Origin of the sequence: Halomonas sp. H33-56 (assembly GCF_040147035.1) — a bacterium.
GTDB classification, from domain to species: Bacteria; Pseudomonadota; Gammaproteobacteria; order Pseudomonadales; family Halomonadaceae; genus Halomonas; species Halomonas litopenaei.
In genome coordinates this window covers 2,340,724-2,356,512 of sequence record NZ_JAMSHP010000001.1, presented here as the reverse complement: position 1 = coordinate 2,356,512, position 15,789 = coordinate 2,340,724, and the positions used below count along the sequence as shown (strand labels likewise).

The following is a 15,789-nucleotide window of genomic DNA, read 5'->3' as shown; positions in this document are numbered from 1 at the left end:
TGCATTCCACATCCAGCTACGAAGAGCCCTATTTAGTTGCAGAAGATGGGGTTTGTTGGCCGTTTGATAATATACGAGACATTGCAATTAATAATTGCTGTCATGCATAGTTAAATGATGTGTTCTCATTGTCACGAACGGTTTTTGTGGGTTTTTTTCTAAATCTGTTTCCACAAATATTAGACTTCCCCCAATAGATACAATTAATAGTCCATCTTCTTCAATTGCTACCACCTCCCCAGTTAGCTCAATACTATCTTTTCCTTCCTTTATTTTTGGTTGTTTTGAGTTTGCACCAAGTATTGTTGATCCCCACCAGAGTTTCTCGTCAATATCTATCTCAACATCATAATTCTCGTTTTTTATTGGCATATTTCCCAGCCATATAGCCTTCCCTCTTCCTAAGGGGCTGGCAAAGTTAACAAAAGTATTTTTATTGAGTACTTTGATCTCTTCGATTTTTACATTCATCGCGATGTCTTTCTCTGTGGAACCCTAATAACAGTGTTATCTACATTCATAACATTGTTTTCTGTATCCAGCGACCAGATTTCTTCGTGATAATGATGTTTGGTGGAGGAACTATTCATTTCATGGGAACCGTAACGGATACTGCGAGCACCATCTGAAGATACGATTCTATCGCGGTCGGGAGCACCCGTTCGAGGATGAATATCAGTGTGAGGTCCCGGACCCAAAAATTCGTCCCATCGGTCTGTTGCGTCCTCTGGTTTGACAGGTTTATTACTGTAGGTCTCATTGTGGTAACCCCGCCGAGGAACCCCCGAATCAGGACAGTTACACCCATTGTCCCTACTCAACCCCAGCGGATCCACCCATCCTGTCGGATTGGGGGCGTACATGTACAGGTTTTCGCCGCCGGCCAGTCCTATCGGGTCCTGGGTGGTGAAGCGTCCCGTCTCTGGATCATAGTACCGATGGCGGTTGTAGTGCAGCCCGGTTTCTTCATCCAGGTACTGACCCTGGAAGCGCAGCGGATTGTCGGTGGTGCTGGGGTTGCCGTGGCCGTCACTGGCCTTGGTGAGCTCGCCCCAGGCGCGGTAGTGGCCGACCCAGGCGAGCTTGCCGTCGCATTCTGCCAGCTCCATCGGGGTGCCGAGGTGGTCGGTGTGGATGCTGTAGAGCGTCGGCTCGGTTGGCTGGTGTTCGGTGTAGAGCACCGCCCCGGTGCCGCTGCGAGTGTGGAGGGCCTCGAAGCGGTTTTCGAGCTTGGCGGCAGGCACGAAGCTGTCGGGTTCGAACAGGTAGACCACCCGCCGTTCGGGGGTGAGGCCGGGGTACTCGAGCCGATGGCAGCGCTGGGCGATCGGTAGCGAGTGAGGCCGTTCGGGGTTCTCGCGGGCCAGTTCCAGGCGTTCGGGGCGAAACAGCGGCGGCAGGCCTCCGACAAAACGCTCTTCGCTTTGCAGCAGGTCACCGTCCCAGTTGAACACCGTCAGCTCACTGGGCTGGCCTAGTCGGTTCACCTCTTTCCACACCCGTCGGCCGAGGCCGTCGTAGGCGTAGCGGGCACGCATGCGCGGCACAATGTCATCGCCTGCGGCGGGGGCATGGGGGTAGTGGCAGGCCTCGATCAGCCGGTGTTCGGGGTCGTACTGGTAGTGCCAGGTCTCGCCGCTGGGGGCGATGCGTCGGGTCAGGTTGCCGCTGGCGTCGTAGTGGTAGTGGGTGCCGGCGTAGCGCTTGAGCAAGTTGCCCATGGCCGGCGACAGGCTGGCCGGTGCGCCTGGGTAGTCGAGGCGAATGCGCTCCTCGGATCCGTGGTCGAGGTGATCACGGGGGCGCTCGCGTCGCCAGCGGGTGGCGTCGGAGGGCAGGGTGTTGCTGCCGTTTTCGCTGGTTCGTTCTGGCGGCACGGGATCGACCAGATTGCCGGCCGGGTCGAAGGCGAACACTTCCTCAAGCCCTGGGGCGCTTGCCTGGCGCAGCCGGCCCAACGGGTCGTAGCCGTAGCGGGTGGTGCCACGCAGGTTGTCGTCCACCTGGCTGAGCAGGCCGTTGGCACTGTAGTGCCACTGGCGCCTGACGGTGGGGTGTCGGGGGCGGTCCTCGACGGATGCTTCGAGGGTGCGAATGTGCTGCTCGATCAGGCGTCCCAGCGGGTCGAAGCGTGACTCGACCTCGCGGCTGCCCTGGTGGCGGCGCACCTCGCGATGCAGGTCGTCGCGCTCGAAGGCCATCAGCTCGCGCTGGTCCAGGGTCATGGCGTGGACATGGCCGGAGCCATAGCGCAGCCAGGCCAGGGTCTGGCCGTCGGGCAGGGTGGTGGTCTCGCGGTTGCCCAGGGCGTCGTGGGTGTGGCGGGTGACGCTGGAGTAGTCACCGCCGTTGGGCAGCTGATGACGCTGCACCTCGGCGATCAGGTTGTCGGCGGTGTCGAAGTGAAAGCGCGTCTCGCTGTGGCGGCTGGCCGCGCGGGTCAGGCGTCCCAGCGGGTCGTAGCCGTAGCGGGTGGTCAGCGCGGGCTGGCCCGGTCGCTGGCTCTCGCGCTCCAGCACCCGGCCCATGGCGTCGCGGGTGAAGGTGGTGACCAGCTCGCCTTCGCGACGCTCGATCAGGGCGCCGCCATCGTCGTAGCGGTAGTGGCGGGTGCGCCCGTCGAAGCCGGTGTCCTCGATCAGTCGTCCACCGCCGTCATAGCGGAACTGCCAGCGGTCGCCGTTCTGGTTGGTCAGCGCCGACAGCCGCAGCAGGCGGTCGTAGTGGTAGGCGAAACGCTGGCCCATGGGGTCGCGGCGCTCGATCGGCTGGCCCTTGCCATTGTAGCGATAGCGGGTGCGCTGCCCGGTGGGATCGAGATACTGGGTCAGCCGGCCTTCGCCGTCGTGGGAGAAGTGCTCGATGGCGCCGTCGGGGTGCTCGACGCTCAACAGCAGGCCGGTGGCGTCACGGGTGTAATGGGTGCGATGCCCGGCGGCGTCACGGCGCTCGATCAGCCAGCCGCGGTGGTCGTAGCGAAACTGGGTGGTCTTGCGTGAACAGTCGCTGGCACTGGTCAGCCGACCCTGGTCGTTCCAGCGGTACTGGTAGGTGTTGCCGGCGGCGTCGGTCATCGCCGTGAGCAGGCCGCGCGCGTTGTGACTGAAGGTGGTGACACGCCCGCTCGGGGCGATTTCTTGCAGCGGCAGCCCGCGTTCATCGAAGCGCAGCGAGCGTTCGCGTCCGTCAGGCTCGGTGACGCGCACCGGCAGGCCCTTGTCGTCGTAGTCGATGCGGGTGCTCAGGCCCTGGGGATCGACCGTCTCGATCAGCCGACCCTGGTCGTCATAGCGATAGTGGGTGGTGCGTCCTTCGCCGTCGATATGGCGGATCAGCCGGCCGTGCTCGTCCCAGCGCCAGTGCTCGCTGCCCAGCGCCGGGTGGAAGGGGTGAGTGATCGACTCGATCTGGTTGTGATAGTTGTAGCGGTAGAAGGTCACCACGCCGTCGGCGTCGGTGACGCGGGTGTACCACAGGCCGCGATGGTACTCGAAGCGGGTGTCTTCGCTGCCGTCTTCCAGGCGGTTGCGTACGCAGCGCGCATCGTGAGCGGCGGGCAGGGCGCCCTCGGCCTTGCCCGGCCAGTCCCACTCGAGCTCCACCGCCAGGCCACTGCGGTGGGTGTAGCGGGTGACCAGATGGTGCTGGTACTGGTACTCGCGGGTGTAGCCGCGCATATCACGACTTTCGATCAGATCACCGTCGGCGCTGTGCTGGTAGCGGACCAGCACCTCGGGCTCGTGCGCCTCGGCGGCTTCGTCATTGTGTTTGGTGACGTCCGCCCCGGGATAGTGGCGCACCACCTTGGCCAGCAGCCCCGCGCTGCTGTAGTGAAAGCGCAGCAGCAGGGCGGCGCCGTCGGTCAGCCGGTCCAGTCGGCCCTGGCGATAGCTCAGGTGCAGGGCGCGGCCGTCGCGCTCGCGCTGCTCGACCAGGCGGAAATGGACGCGCTCGCCCGGCCCGGACTTGCCGATGCGGCGGTAGAGCTCCTGACTGCCGTCGAGGTAGTGAAGCCGGTAGTGCTCGCTGTCGGGGTGTTCCAGGGTCACGCTTTCACGCGGGAGGAAGCGGCTGCCGCCCACCTCGATGGGCTCGATGGGCAGGGCGCGGTTCAGGCTGTCGATAAAGGTCAACTGCTCGCCCAGGGCCTCGAAGCGGGTATGGAACGGGCTGCTCCAGCGGGCGCCCAGCTCGCTGTCATCGAGTTCGTCGATGCTGGAGCGGTAGTAGCGGGTCCACTCGACGTCGATCAGCCCCGGTACGCTGAAGTCGGTGTGCCACAGGTTCTCGTCACCCATCACATAGTCCACGGGGTTGGGACTGGTGGGGGTGGGGCGATGCAGCGAGCACACGCAGCCGGCCGGAGTGGCGCTTGGCTCGGCTTCGTGGCGGGTGGTCTGGCGATTGTCTGCCGACAGGTAGTGGACCGTATGTTGCCCGGTGACGGCGGTGCCCTGGTGATTGACGCCCCTACTTTGCGACGACCGGCGGCGAGTCGCCTGGGCCAGGTCGCGTATCATCGGCAACAGGCGCTCGAACCCGGCGTTGACCATGGACCTGGCCATCCCGCCGAGCTGGCCGAGGAAGGCGATGAGGCGCTGACGGTCGTCACCAAAGGCCTCGAGCAGGCGGTCAAAGGCAATGAATACGACACGCTTGCCTTTCTCGAGAAGGTTCCACCACTCGGGGTTCTCGTCGATCAGTTTGAGCTGTGTGGCGGCATCGACCGGGTTGTTGATGAACTCGGCGAGTTTGCCGACGATGGTGTCAATTTCGCGCAACAGCTTCGGTTTCTGTTCCTCGAGCTTGGATTCGAGTTCTGCCAGAAAATCCATCGCCGCACCGCTGGCCTGGTTGACCAGAATCTGAGCGGCGATGTCGACGCCTTCACCGCGGGCAAACGCCTGTATGACTTCGCGGATCCCCGCACGTGCAGGTCGGGAGGCGTTGCCAAAGGCGGGCACCAGACCGATGGCGTCGATCACCAGCACCGCCCAGAGCCAGACGTTCTGGTAGTTCGGCGTGCCGTCTGCGTCGTTGCCATCGAGGTCAACCACGTCGCGGGCGACGTCGCCGATGGCCATGACGTTACCGACTACCGGCAGCATGTAGGCGGCCTGGACGACCACGTCGAGTACCGTGACGGATCCCTCCTCCACGTCCATCATGATCACGGCTTCCGGGGTCTCGCCTTCGCTGTAGGGCTCGGCGGTGATCACCCGGCGATGGTTGAGTGCCTCTTTCAGAGGATCGTGGTCCAAACCTGGAATGACGTGGTTGCCCCAGCTTGTTCTCGCGGCCATGCTAAGTTTCCTTCCTTATGTCCCCACAAGAGGGCGCCATCCCTGATGCATTCAGTGAGGTATTGACCGCTACCCACCGAGCCCCTTGGCGATATTGGCCTGTCGACTCAGGAGCGTTTCTTCGGTGATCCACCAGGCCAGCCTGGCGACGTCAGGTCGGTGTCCTGAGCGTGGGGGGTGTCCTTGAGGTCGCCGAATGTCGGCCTGGTGGGGACGTCACCCTTCCAGCCGGGTGATGACAGCTCGGTATTGCCAAGGCCTGGGAGCTGCTCCTGAAGCTTCTCCTGCGCGATCTTTTCGAGTTGTGCCCTGGCTTGCTGCTCGACTCGCCCCGCAAGATCGCTCGGAATGTCACCTGGGATGGTTGGCAACGGAGGCCCCTTGGGCCAACCTGGCGACGATAGACCCGCGCTGGAAGTGCTTGGCCTTCCTCCAGGCGTACCACCTGTCCAGCCGGGAGACTGAAGGAGGCTGGGCGCTTGGGGGGGCGATCCTTGATCTCTGGCGCTGCCTGACACGGCGGTCTGGCTGTCGCTGGACGTGGTGGCGTACGTTGGCTTGATCGGCACCTTGACGGGCCATGCCTGGGGCCGTTTGTCGATTTCTCGCGGGTCCTGGAAGTACTCGACCTGGACTCCCCCCAGAGGCAGCCCAGACAGCGTTGCCTTGCCGGCGGCGTCCAGCACCCCTTGGCGTACTGAGCCATCGGCGAGGAAAGCGCGATAGCGGGCGCCGGGCACCGGCCGACCGTTGCCATAGAGGTGTTCAAGATCCAGGTTGGAGGGTTCGGTTTCTGGAAGGTTGTCCAGCGGATAACTCAGACTCGTGGGCCCGCCAAACAGGTGCTGGCTGCCCTTGACGTCGATAGTGCCGGGGGCGTGAATTTCGATGTCGCCGCCCTTGAGTCGGATATAGCCGCCACCGCAGGTCAGCAGCACTTCCTCGGCAGCGGCAATGTGCACGGCGTCTTCGGTGGAGGTGATGCTGAGCTTTTTCTCTGCTGTGAGCGCCATCTCGTCGCTCTGGGCCTGCACCTCGACCTTGCCCTGGGCGGCGAACAGCTTGATCCCGGCGCGCTGAACGAACAGCGACAGCCGGTCGGCGATGCTGGCGACCAGGCGTTTGCCGGCGGCCAGGTTGATGTCTTCGCTTGCGGTGACGCTCAGCGACTTGCCCTGGGCCAGGTGGGTGGACTGGGGGGTGCTGATGGCGATGCCCGCCGGGGAGGCCAATTGCAGCCAGGGCTCCTTGAGTCGCGCGGCCTCGCCACGCCCACCTTTGCTTGCCGTTGTCGCACTGCTGCCGTCGAAGGCTGTGGCAGAGTCGGCACTACCGTGGCGCCCCTGGGCGTCGTCGCTGGCCTTGTGCAGGTCGGTGCGGCTGGCAAGCGCCTCGGCGTCGTGGTCGACAGCGCTGTTGCTGAGGCTGTCGGCAAGCTGCCAGGCGCTTTGTAGCTCGCGCCAGGCGGGGCGCATGTCGAGCTGCTCACCGTTGGCACCAAGCTGTCCCCAGCTGCTGACCAACAGGCCCTGGTTGGCGCGCACGGCGCCGTAGGCGTCGGTGCGCAGCTCGAAGCCGGTGCCGCGAAAGTCGCCGCGGGTATTGCCGTGCTGGTGGATCAGATAGCCGAGGTTCAACTGGCTCTTGGCGTGCTCGGAGTTGAGCCGCACCCGCTCCTGGTCGGTGGCGTCATCGAACACCAGCTCGTTGTACTTGCCACCGCGATAGGTCTTCGACTTGAAGCCCGACAGCAGACCGTTGGAGTGCCATTCCGGACGTTCATCGCCGTTGTAGACTCGACCGGTGATCAAGGGGCGATCCGGGTCGCCCTCGAGGAAGTCAACGATCACCTCCTGGCCGATGCGCGGGACAAAGACCGCGCCCCAGCCGGCGCTGGCGTTGGGCTCGCTGACCCTCAGCCAGCAGCTCGAGCCAGCGTCGTGGTGACCCAGCCGGTCCCAGTGAAACTGCACCTTGACCCGGTTGAGCCCGTCGGTGTGGATTTCCTCGTCTTCCGGCCCCCCCACGGTGGCGGTCTGGGGGCCACCCATCACCGGGCGCGGATGGTCGAGGCTCGAGCGATAGGGCAGGCACAGGCGCTGGGTCTCGATGTCGACCAGATAGTGGCCGGTGCCGGCGCGCTGGTAATCGTCACGGTGGAGGCTGGAGCCTTTATCCGAGAGACCCAGCCCGTGGGCGCAACGCGCCTGATCGAGCTGTTCCTGCAAGCTGCCGGGCAGGGTCGACAGATGCGCCGATACCGGCAGGGCATTCTCGGCATGCACGCTGAGGCCCAGCACCAGGAACTCGCGCTCGGTGTCGTCGCCGCGCTCATGTTGGCCATGCTGGGTCAGGGTGAAGTGGCCGCCTACCTGAAGCTGGCGGGCGCCACCGGCGCCATGGAAGCGCTTGGCGCGGGACTCCAGGGCTTCCAGACGATTGACCGCCAGTCGTTCACCGCGACGGTGGTCCGGGTAGTTGTACTCGCCTGGATAATCGTAGACCTCGGTGTCCGGCAGGTGGACCTGGTCACGGATGGTGTCCTGGGCGATGTCGCTGGGGTGGCGAGGCTGCTTGTAGTTGAAGGTGGCGAGGCTTACGCGGGTGGGCTGCTGTTGACGGCGCCCACCCCACTGGGTCAGTGCGTCCTCGGCCTCAGTGGCGGCCTGGCGATGGAAGCGGATGGCCTGGGGGGTTACCGCTGGGCAGGTATCTACGCTGTCGGTGATCACCAGGCAGTGATCGCCTTCGCCATGGCTGAAATAGAAAAACAGTCCTTCTTGTTCCATCAGCCGGTTGACGAAGTGGAAGTCGCTCTCTCGGTACTGCACGCAGTAGCTGCGCGCGGGGTAGTCGCGACGAAGATCAAAGCGGTAGCGCCCCTTGGCGATCTCGTGGCCCTGGAACACCGCCTCGATCACCTCTATGACCGTCTTGTCCTGGAAGATGCGGCTATCGCGACCGAGGCTCAGCAGCGACAGCCAGGGCACCAGCACCAGTTGATAGTAGTAGACGCCACCGTCTTCGCCGAGCAGGGCTGCGGTATCGACCAGGCCGGAAAGCGGCCGGTAGCCGCCGTCGGCCTGGCGGACCTCGATCAGCGCTGGCTGGGCGATCAGCGACTTGAGTTCGATGTCGCCACGCTGGGAGATCACGTCCAGGGTGTAGCAGAAGGGGCGCGAAATGGCCTCTTCACCGACCAAGCGATGGGGGATCAGCGATTGCCCGGCCAGATGAAACTTGAGCAGGCGCTGATCCTGACTCAGTGTGACGTCAAAGGCACCGAGCAGGTCGCTTGGGCGATACGAGGACCAGGAGGGGTCGTCCATGCTCAGCATCCTCCTGCCAAACGTGCCCACTCGGTGGGCGCCGATGGAAGACGCAGCGATGAGCGCAAATGATGGGGAGCAGATGGCATGGCGGTTCCTCCCTGAACGATTCCGTCAGTCCGAATCTGGAGGATCTTACCGGCGGGACGGGGCCCGGGCAGCAGGGGAAAGGCGTTTTCAGAAAGGGCTTACGCAGGAAAACGACATGTCGAGCAAGCTGTGCCTTGGCAACGCCGCAAATCGGGCATTGAAGGAGGCGGTGCACGTCGCTTGGGCCCTGAATGGGGCTTGTGGTTTGCAGTGCCGTTGCGCTGGATCCCGGGCGTGCCGTGCGAATGCCATCCTATGCAATCACACGGCCAGGCCGCTGCCTGAATACCAGGAGGCGCAGCCCTAGGGCGAAGAGGTCTGTTGTTTGGCGTTTCCGCTGGATGTGCCTTCGTTGTCATCGGCGCGTTCGCGCTGTTGTCTGGCCAGCGCCCAGATCTTCTCGTCAAGCTTGGCCTCGAGCGCCTTGAGTCGCTCTGACTGATTCGCCAGCAGGCGCCTCTGCTCTTCGATACGCTCGTTGAGCAGGTCTACCTCGTGGCCTCGAGCGCGCAGGTTCTCCTCGGCTCGCGAGCGCTCCATCTGCGTCTCGCGGTGGCGCTTTTCCTCTTCTGACAGTTCGCCCCGCAGTGCCTGAAGCTGCTGCTGCAACACCTCCTGGCGCTGATCGGCCTGCTTGAGGCGCTGGGCATGGGCCTTTTCCGCACTTTGTCGTTCCTGGCGTGCCTCGTCCAGCATAGCCATCAGCCGCGCCTCGGCGGCCTCGTGGCGCTGTTCTTCCTGGGCCAGGCGCTCGCGATGCTGCTTCTGCTGATCATCCAGCGCCTGCTGGTACTCCCTGCCTTCACGCTCCTTGTCCTGCTGCAGACGATCAAGCTGCGCTTCGAGCTGGGTGGCGCGCTCGCCTTCCTTGATGAGCTGCTGCTCCAGCGCTTGATTGGCGCTCGCTAGTCGTGCCGATTCCGAGGCCGCCTCCTGCAGACGCTGCTCCATGGATGACAGATGGGCCGACAGGGCGCTTTCGCGCTGTTCGGCGTCCTCGGCGCGACGATCGGCGGCGGCCACCTTTTCAAGCGCGCCTTCCACGTTGCGATCGGCCTCCTGGCGATAGTGGGCCAGGTTTTCCGCCGCCGCCTCCTGGGCCTTGCTCCAGAGCTCTTCGGCCAGTCCCTGAAGCTCCACGGGCATCCCCTGGGGGGGCGGAACGTCTCGTCGCTCTTCCCGGCGTGAACGCCATTCGCGCAGGTGCTCGCTGATGGTGGTGAAGCTGCCGGTGCCGAGTATCTCTCGGACCTTCTGAACGCTGGGGGCTTCCTGCTGCTTGAGCAGGGTATCCACCGCTCGTTGAACGTCGTCGTAGGTGATCCCGGTACGGGCCATGAAGCTCTCCTTGTGCGGTGGTCGATTCCGCCAGCGGCTGATCATGCCTGAATGCCCCCTCGCTCGCCATGCTCCGGTTCGCTTTCTGTGACACCCGTTGGCACTGCCGTGCGGTGACGTCACGTGAGCGGTGCTCACATCCCTGCGAACCCCTGCCTGCTTCGTGAGGGGGCGGCTGATGCCGCCAGCCATCATTTCCATTAAACAAAGGCGATAGTACGTGTAATTACATAATGCGTAAATACGTAGGAATATTTATGATATGCGACAATAAATCAAGATTACGCGCCTTATCTTGAGTTTTTGCTCCTACAGCTGCAGTATTCAAAGGGGAGAGGGCGCATAAGGGCGCATAGAGGCCCGGGTGTAGCGAGAGGGGGTGGCAAATGGCGTGGCCAGAGCCAGAGAGTAGAACAAAGGCGACGCGTGATATCACGCGTGCTGCGACAGGAAAGGACGCGAAAAGCACTGCAACTTCAGCGATCATCCATGAAAAAGGGGTCTTTGGTCTGATGTGGATTCAAGGTGTGACAATGCATGAGTAACCATCCCACAGTACCGGCACAGGACGGCAGGGCGATCGTCGGCAGCACGCCGGGGGGCACCCTGGTCGACGGCGAATTACCGTCTTCGTCGTCCCCGAAGGCCCTGATCGAGGCGGAAGATGACTGGCAGGCGGTGGCTCACTGGTTTGCCGAATACGCCGGCAGTGCGCAGACCCAGCGCGCCTACCGCCGCGAGGCCGAGCGGCTGCTGCTGTGGCTTGAAGAGCGCCGCCTTTCGTTGGCCCAGATGACCCGGGGTCACCTTGATGAGTTCGAGACCTTTCTCGCCGACCCGCGCCCCCGTGAGCAGTGGGTAGGACCGGTCAGGCCGCGTCAGGATCCTCGTTGGCGACCGTTTCGTGGCCCACTGTCGCCGGCAAGTCGACGCCAGAGTCTGGTGATCCTGCAAGGCATGATGGCCTGGCTGGTCGAGGCGGGCTGGCTGTCGCGCAACCCGTTTCGATTGATGCGCGACAAGCGCAGGCGACTCAACAATGGCCAGCGGCGTGTCGAGCGCTATCTGGAGCGTCCGCTGTGGGACTGGCTGTGGGCCTGGCTCAATGAGCCACTGGAGCCAGGTGCCGACCGACGAGCCAGATTTCTCTGGATCAGGCGGCGACTGGTGTTCGGCTTTGCCTACCTGCTGGCCCCGCGGATCAACGAGATGAGCCAGGCGCGCATGGGGGATCTGGTGAGGCGGGAAGGGCGCTGGTGGTGGCAGGTGGTCGGCAAGGGCGGCAAGTTTGCCGAGATTCCGGTGCCGCCCGACATGATCGAGCTGGTCCGGGAGGCGCGGACGCTCTACGGCGAGCCGGCCGATCCCGCCAGGGATCCAGCGCCACTGTTGAGACGCCTGGATGGTAAGACCGCGCTAGGTGACAACCAGTTGTACCGACTGATACGCACGACCTTCAGCCAGGCCGCGGACTGCCTGGAAGAGCAGGGCGGAGATCCCCAGGCGGTGGCACGGCTACGACAGGCTACGCCGCACTGGCTCAGGCATACCGCTCTGACCCATCAGGCCCAGGCGGGCGTGGAGCTTCGTTATCTGGCGCAGTCGGCACGTCACTCACGCCTGGAGACGACGACACGCTACCTTCACACCGAAGACGAGGAATGGCATCGCCAGCAGTCGCTGCACGGCCTTGGCCAGGCAGAGGGACCAAAATGGGGGCAAGGGAAGGGGGGAGAATAAGGAATGAAGAAACAGCCCCCCTGGACAGGTTTCTGGCTGGGGGCGGCTAGCAGAATCCGCCAGTAGAACCCGCCAGTAGAACCCACCAGTGGAGCCCGCCAATGGAGCCAACCAGGCAATCCTAGTGCTCGAGGGGGCCGCGCTTTCGGGCGATATAACGATTGGCGTGCTCGGTGAGCGCCTTGACGTCGGACTTGTAGCCACGGTCGAGTCGGTAGGCGGCCACCGCCAGCGCCAAGGTGGCGCCCAGCATGATCAGCATGGCGATATGGAATGTCATCACTTGTCCCTCCAGGTGAGCAGGGCCTTGGCATAGGATGCCACGAGTGCCAGACCAAAGCCAACGAAGGCGCCCCAAAGCGGCTTGGCCGTGCTGGCCACCACCAGCGTCGCCCCCGAGCTATCCTTGTCGGCGAAGAACAGCGCAATCAGCGAAAGCGCGCCGACGGTGGTGCCCGCGCGATCGGCCAGATCCAGCAGATTGGTAAGGATGACCGCTCGCTTGGCCCGTCGCTGGGCGGCCAGGTGAGCGATGATCTCTTCCAGCTGCTGCTGCGTCAGGCCTCGCTCGGAGGCCGGCGTGCCAGTCTTGCCGGCCCGTGACGAGCCCAGGTACTGGTCGAGCTCCTTTTCCAGTGCATCGAGTCGTCTATCACGTGAGCGATGCGGGCCCTGTCCTTGGGGGTCTGGCGCTTGCATGTCGATCTCTTTATGTAGCTTAGGCGGCGAGCGACAGCGAGTGCTCCGTTGTCACCCGCTCAAGGCGAATTCTAGCATGACGCCTGGCCGGGTTCTCCGAACCGGGGCTGACCGGGGGAGGACGACGGCGGGGCCTGGCAGGTATAATCCTGGCAGCATTCTAGGGAGTCACCATGACCACGACGAGTACCGCAGAACAGGCCCAGCAGGAGCTGCTGGAAGAGTTTGAACTGTTCGACAACTGGATGGACCGCTATCAGTACATCATCGACATGGGCAAGGCACTGCCGGCCTTCCCCGATGAGCACAAGCGTGACGAGCTGAAGATTCAGGGCTGTCAGTCCAATGTGTGGATGCACCACGAGCGCCAGGGCGACACCCTGCACTTTGCCGCCATCTCGGACGCCGCCATCGTGTCAGGGCTGATCGCCGTGCTGATGCGCATCTACAACGAGCGAAAGCCCAGCGACATCCTCGCCACCAGTCCGCATTTTCTCAAGGACCTGGGTCTCGACAAGCACCTGTCGCCGACCCGCAGCAATGGCCTCAACGCCATGCTCGAGCGCATCTATCGCGTCGCGGAGCAGGAAGCTGCCTGACGCTTGAACCCTGGGCATCGACGAGGCGCCCGCGTCAGTCCGCTGATCTCGAGTCGCTGTCGCCGCGCACCTCAAACCACTCGTCGAGCTCCGGATCCTGGCGGCAAAGCCTCTCGCTGGGCCCGCCAGGCACGGGATCGATGCCGCCCTTGGCGCCAGGATGGCAGCGCAGAAAATGGCCTCAACGCCATGCTCGAGCGCATCTATCGCGTCGCGGAGCAGGAAGCTGCCTGACGCTTGAACCCTGGGCATCGACGAGGCGCCCGCGTCAGTCCGCTGATCTCGAGTCGCTGTCGCCGCGCACCTCAAACCACTCGTCGAGCTCCGGATCCTGGCGGCAAAGCCTCTCGCTGGGCCCGCCAGGCACGGGATCGATGCCGCCCTTGGCGCCAGGATGGCAGCGCAGAATACGCTTGAGCGCTAGCCAACCGCCCCGTATCGGACCGTGAACCGTTATGGCTTCGTGACTGTAGTGCGAGCAGCTTGGCCAGTAGCGACAGCGTGGGCCCAGCAATGGGCTGATGACACCCTGGTAGAGGCGAATCAGCGCCAGTAACGGCCATGCCAGCCAGCGCTTCGGTCCGCGCGCCCGGGGTGATGGCTCCTGCGCGGGGGGCGATCGATCATCGCGACCACGACTGCTGTCAGCCCCGGCCGTCGCCGGTGACTCAGGATCCCTTGGTGTAGAGCTCATCGGGATCGATCAGCGCAGCGCTGTTGATGCGGGCGCTGTCAGCTTCCAGGGACAGATAGAAACAGCTACGACGGCCGGTATGGCAGGCTGGACCGGTCTGCTCGACCTGCAGCAGCAGCGTATCGCCGTCACAGTCCAGCGACGCACTCTTGAGATGCTGCTGCTGGCCGGAAGACTCGCCCTTGCGCCACAGCTTGGCGCGGGAGCGGGAGTAGTAGCATACCCGGCCAGTGCGCAGCGTTTCCTCCAGCGCTTCCCGGTTCATCCATGCCATCATCAGCACTTCGCCGCTATCGTGCTGCTGGGCGATCGCCGGCAGCAGGCCATCGCCGTTGAATCGCACATTGGCCAGCACCTCTTCGAGAGAATGACGGCTATCGCAGGGTTCGCGCTCGAGGCGTTTGAGCAGGTCGGTCATGGGGCTCAGGTGGCGTCCTTGGGGGTGGAAGAGGCTGTATTGACTGGATCAACGGTCGCGTCGGCACGCTCCTCGGCACCATCGTTGCGGCTGCCTTGGCAGGCCTGGCACAGGCCAAGCAGTTCGATGGTCTGGCGCTGTACCTGGAAGCCCAGTGTCCTGGCACGACTTGCCAGTTGCTCGTTGATCTCGTCGAGGTGCAATTCCTCGACGCGCCCGCAGTCCCGGCAGATCAGCAACTGGAAGCGATGGGCATGCTCGGGGCAGGGGCAAGCGACGTAGGCATTGAGCGACTCGATGCGATGTACCAGTCCCTGTTCGATCAGGAACTCCAGCGCACGGTACACCGTCGGGGGGCGCGCGGCGGCGTGATCCTTGGCTAGCCGATCCAGCAGATCGTAAGCCTTGAGGCCGCCACTGGCCTCACCGATCAGTTCCAGTACACGTCGCCGGATGGGGGTGAAGCGCACGCCACGATGTGCGCAGTGAGCTTCAGCCTGTTGTAGCAGGGCGGTTTCGGTCATGGGGTCCAATATTCACGAAGCGGCAACCTAGTCTACGCGCTGGCCCGCCGGCGGGCCAGACACGCGAAACTGTCAAATGGCTTCTGCCGGGGCTTCCTGCAGCTCGCCCTGGCGGGCGAAGTGGTGCTGGGCGAAGGCCACCCGCTCGGCAGCGCTGCGCTCCTCGGTCTGCGCCTCGATCAGATCGAGGCGTCGCCGCAAGCCTTCGCCATTGGCCATCTGGATCGCCAGGCCAGGGCGGGCGTTCAGCTCGAGCAACATGGGGCCGCGGTCACGATCGAGCACCATGTCGGTGCCGAGATAGCCAAGCCCGGTCATCTCGTAGCAGCCGGAGGCGAGTTCAAGAAGGGTGGTCCAGCCAGCGATCTGCAGGCTGGCCAGTTCATGGCCGGTATCGGGATGATCGGTGCGCGAACGATCGAACTGGACGCCTCGTACGGCGCGCCCGCTGGCGATATCGATACCGACGCCCACCGCGCCCTGGTGCAGGTTGGCCTTGCCGTCGGAGGCGGCAGTGGACAGCCGCATCATCGCCATCACCGGGTAGCCCTTGAACACGATGACACGGATATCCGGCACGCCTTCGTAGGTATAGGCAGCGAAGGTGGTATCGAAGTTGATCAGCCCCTCGACCAAGGCAACGTCCGGGGAGCCCCCAAGCGAATAGAGCCCCGAAAGGATATTGGAGACGTGGCGTTCGACATCCTCGATATCCAGCTCCGCGCCGCTGGGCTTGATGAAGTGCTTGCCCTCGACGCGCTCGATGACCAGGATGCCCTTGCCGCCGCTGCCCTTGGCCGGCTTGATCACAAAACCGTTGTGGCCCGCCAGCATCTCGCTGATGTGCTTGACACTAAACTGGGTCGACACCGTACCGATATGCTCCGGCGTGGTGATGCCGTATTCCTGTGCCAGCAGCTTGGTCTTGAGCTTGTCATCCACCAGCGGATATAGCTTGCGACTGTTGTAGCGACCGATGTAACGGATGTTACGCCGGTTCATGCCGATGATGCCCTTGGCCTTGAGCTTGCCGGGACTGGTCCAGTTGAGCATGG

12 protein-coding genes are annotated in these 15,789 nt (G+C 63.5%); 2 read left to right on the top strand and 10 right to left on the bottom strand.

The window, feature by feature from the left end; genetic code table 11:
• Positions 1-87 precede the first annotated feature (87 nt).
• The 4 genes from NFH98_RS09930 to NFH98_RS09915 form a co-directional block, all read right to left on the bottom strand.
• On the bottom strand, positions 88-471 hold the full coding sequence (locus tag NFH98_RS09930; RefSeq protein WP_157033035.1) for a hypothetical protein: 384 nt from the start codon (positions 469-471) through the stop codon (positions 88-90).
• Positions 468-5,303: an RHS repeat-associated core domain-containing protein gene (locus NFH98_RS09925; protein ID WP_349622619.1), complete on the bottom strand. Its 4,836-nt coding sequence runs from the start codon at positions 5,301-5,303 to the stop codon at positions 468-470. The genes NFH98_RS09930 and NFH98_RS09925 overlap by 4 nt, the downstream gene beginning before the upstream one ends.
• Before the next feature lie 107 nt (positions 5,304-5,410).
• Positions 5,411-8,632, bottom strand: coding sequence for a type VI secretion system Vgr family protein (locus NFH98_RS09920; RefSeq protein ID WP_349622618.1), 3,222 nt, complete (start codon positions 8,630-8,632; stop codon positions 5,411-5,413).
• Between the two features lie 393 nt (positions 8,633-9,025).
• Entirely contained in the window at positions 9,026-10,060 is a 1,035-nt protein-coding gene (locus NFH98_RS09915) for a DNA-binding protein (RefSeq protein WP_213227851.1), read from the bottom strand.
• A gap of 537 nt (positions 10,061-10,597) precedes the next feature.
• Between NFH98_RS09915 and NFH98_RS09910 the strand changes: the two genes are divergently transcribed.
• Entirely contained in the window at positions 10,598-11,800 is a 1,203-nt protein-coding gene (locus NFH98_RS09910; RefSeq protein ID WP_348828081.1) for a tyrosine-type recombinase/integrase, read from the top strand.
• A gap of 121 nt (positions 11,801-11,921) precedes the next feature.
• On the opposite strand, the gene NFH98_RS09905 is transcribed toward NFH98_RS09910, so the two are convergent.
• Positions 11,922-12,080, bottom strand: a complete 159-nt coding sequence (locus NFH98_RS09905) for a hypothetical protein (protein ID WP_156088610.1) — start codon at positions 12,078-12,080, stop codon at positions 11,922-11,924.
• Positions 12,080-12,499: a hypothetical protein gene (locus NFH98_RS09900; protein ID WP_348828080.1), complete on the bottom strand. Its 420-nt coding sequence runs from the start codon at positions 12,497-12,499 to the stop codon at positions 12,080-12,082. Before NFH98_RS09900 ends, NFH98_RS09905 begins: the two co-directional genes overlap by 1 nt.
• Before the next feature lie 173 nt (positions 12,500-12,672).
• Here NFH98_RS09900 and NFH98_RS09895 point away from each other — a divergent pair, with 173 nt between their 5' ends.
• Positions 12,673-13,098 (top strand): SufE family protein, encoded by a 426-nt coding sequence (locus tag NFH98_RS09895; protein ID WP_348828079.1) that lies wholly within the window; start codon positions 12,673-12,675, stop codon positions 13,096-13,098.
• A 268-nt stretch (positions 13,099-13,366) separates the two neighbouring features.
• Here NFH98_RS09895 and yidD read toward each other — a convergent pair whose 3' ends face one another.
• The 4 genes from yidD to NFH98_RS09875 form a co-directional block, all read right to left on the bottom strand.
• Entirely contained in the window at positions 13,367-13,666 is a 300-nt protein-coding gene (gene yidD / locus NFH98_RS09890; RefSeq protein WP_348816173.1) for a membrane protein insertion efficiency factor YidD, read from the bottom strand.
• A gap of 100 nt (positions 13,667-13,766) precedes the next feature.
• Entirely contained in the window at positions 13,767-14,210 is a 444-nt protein-coding gene (gene hisI / locus NFH98_RS09885; protein ID WP_213227839.1) for a phosphoribosyl-AMP cyclohydrolase, read from the bottom strand.
• Between the two features lie 5 nt (positions 14,211-14,215).
• Complete coding sequence (locus NFH98_RS09880; RefSeq protein WP_348816116.1) at positions 14,216-14,734, bottom strand: Fur family transcriptional regulator; 519 nt, start codon at positions 14,732-14,734, stop codon at positions 14,216-14,218.
• Between the two features lie 72 nt (positions 14,735-14,806).
• A complete protein-coding gene (locus tag NFH98_RS09875) occupies positions 14,807-15,787 on the bottom strand; it encodes an alpha-L-glutamate ligase-like protein (RefSeq protein ID WP_348828078.1) in 981 nt (326 codons plus the stop codon).
• Positions 15,788-15,789 lie beyond the last annotated feature (2 nt).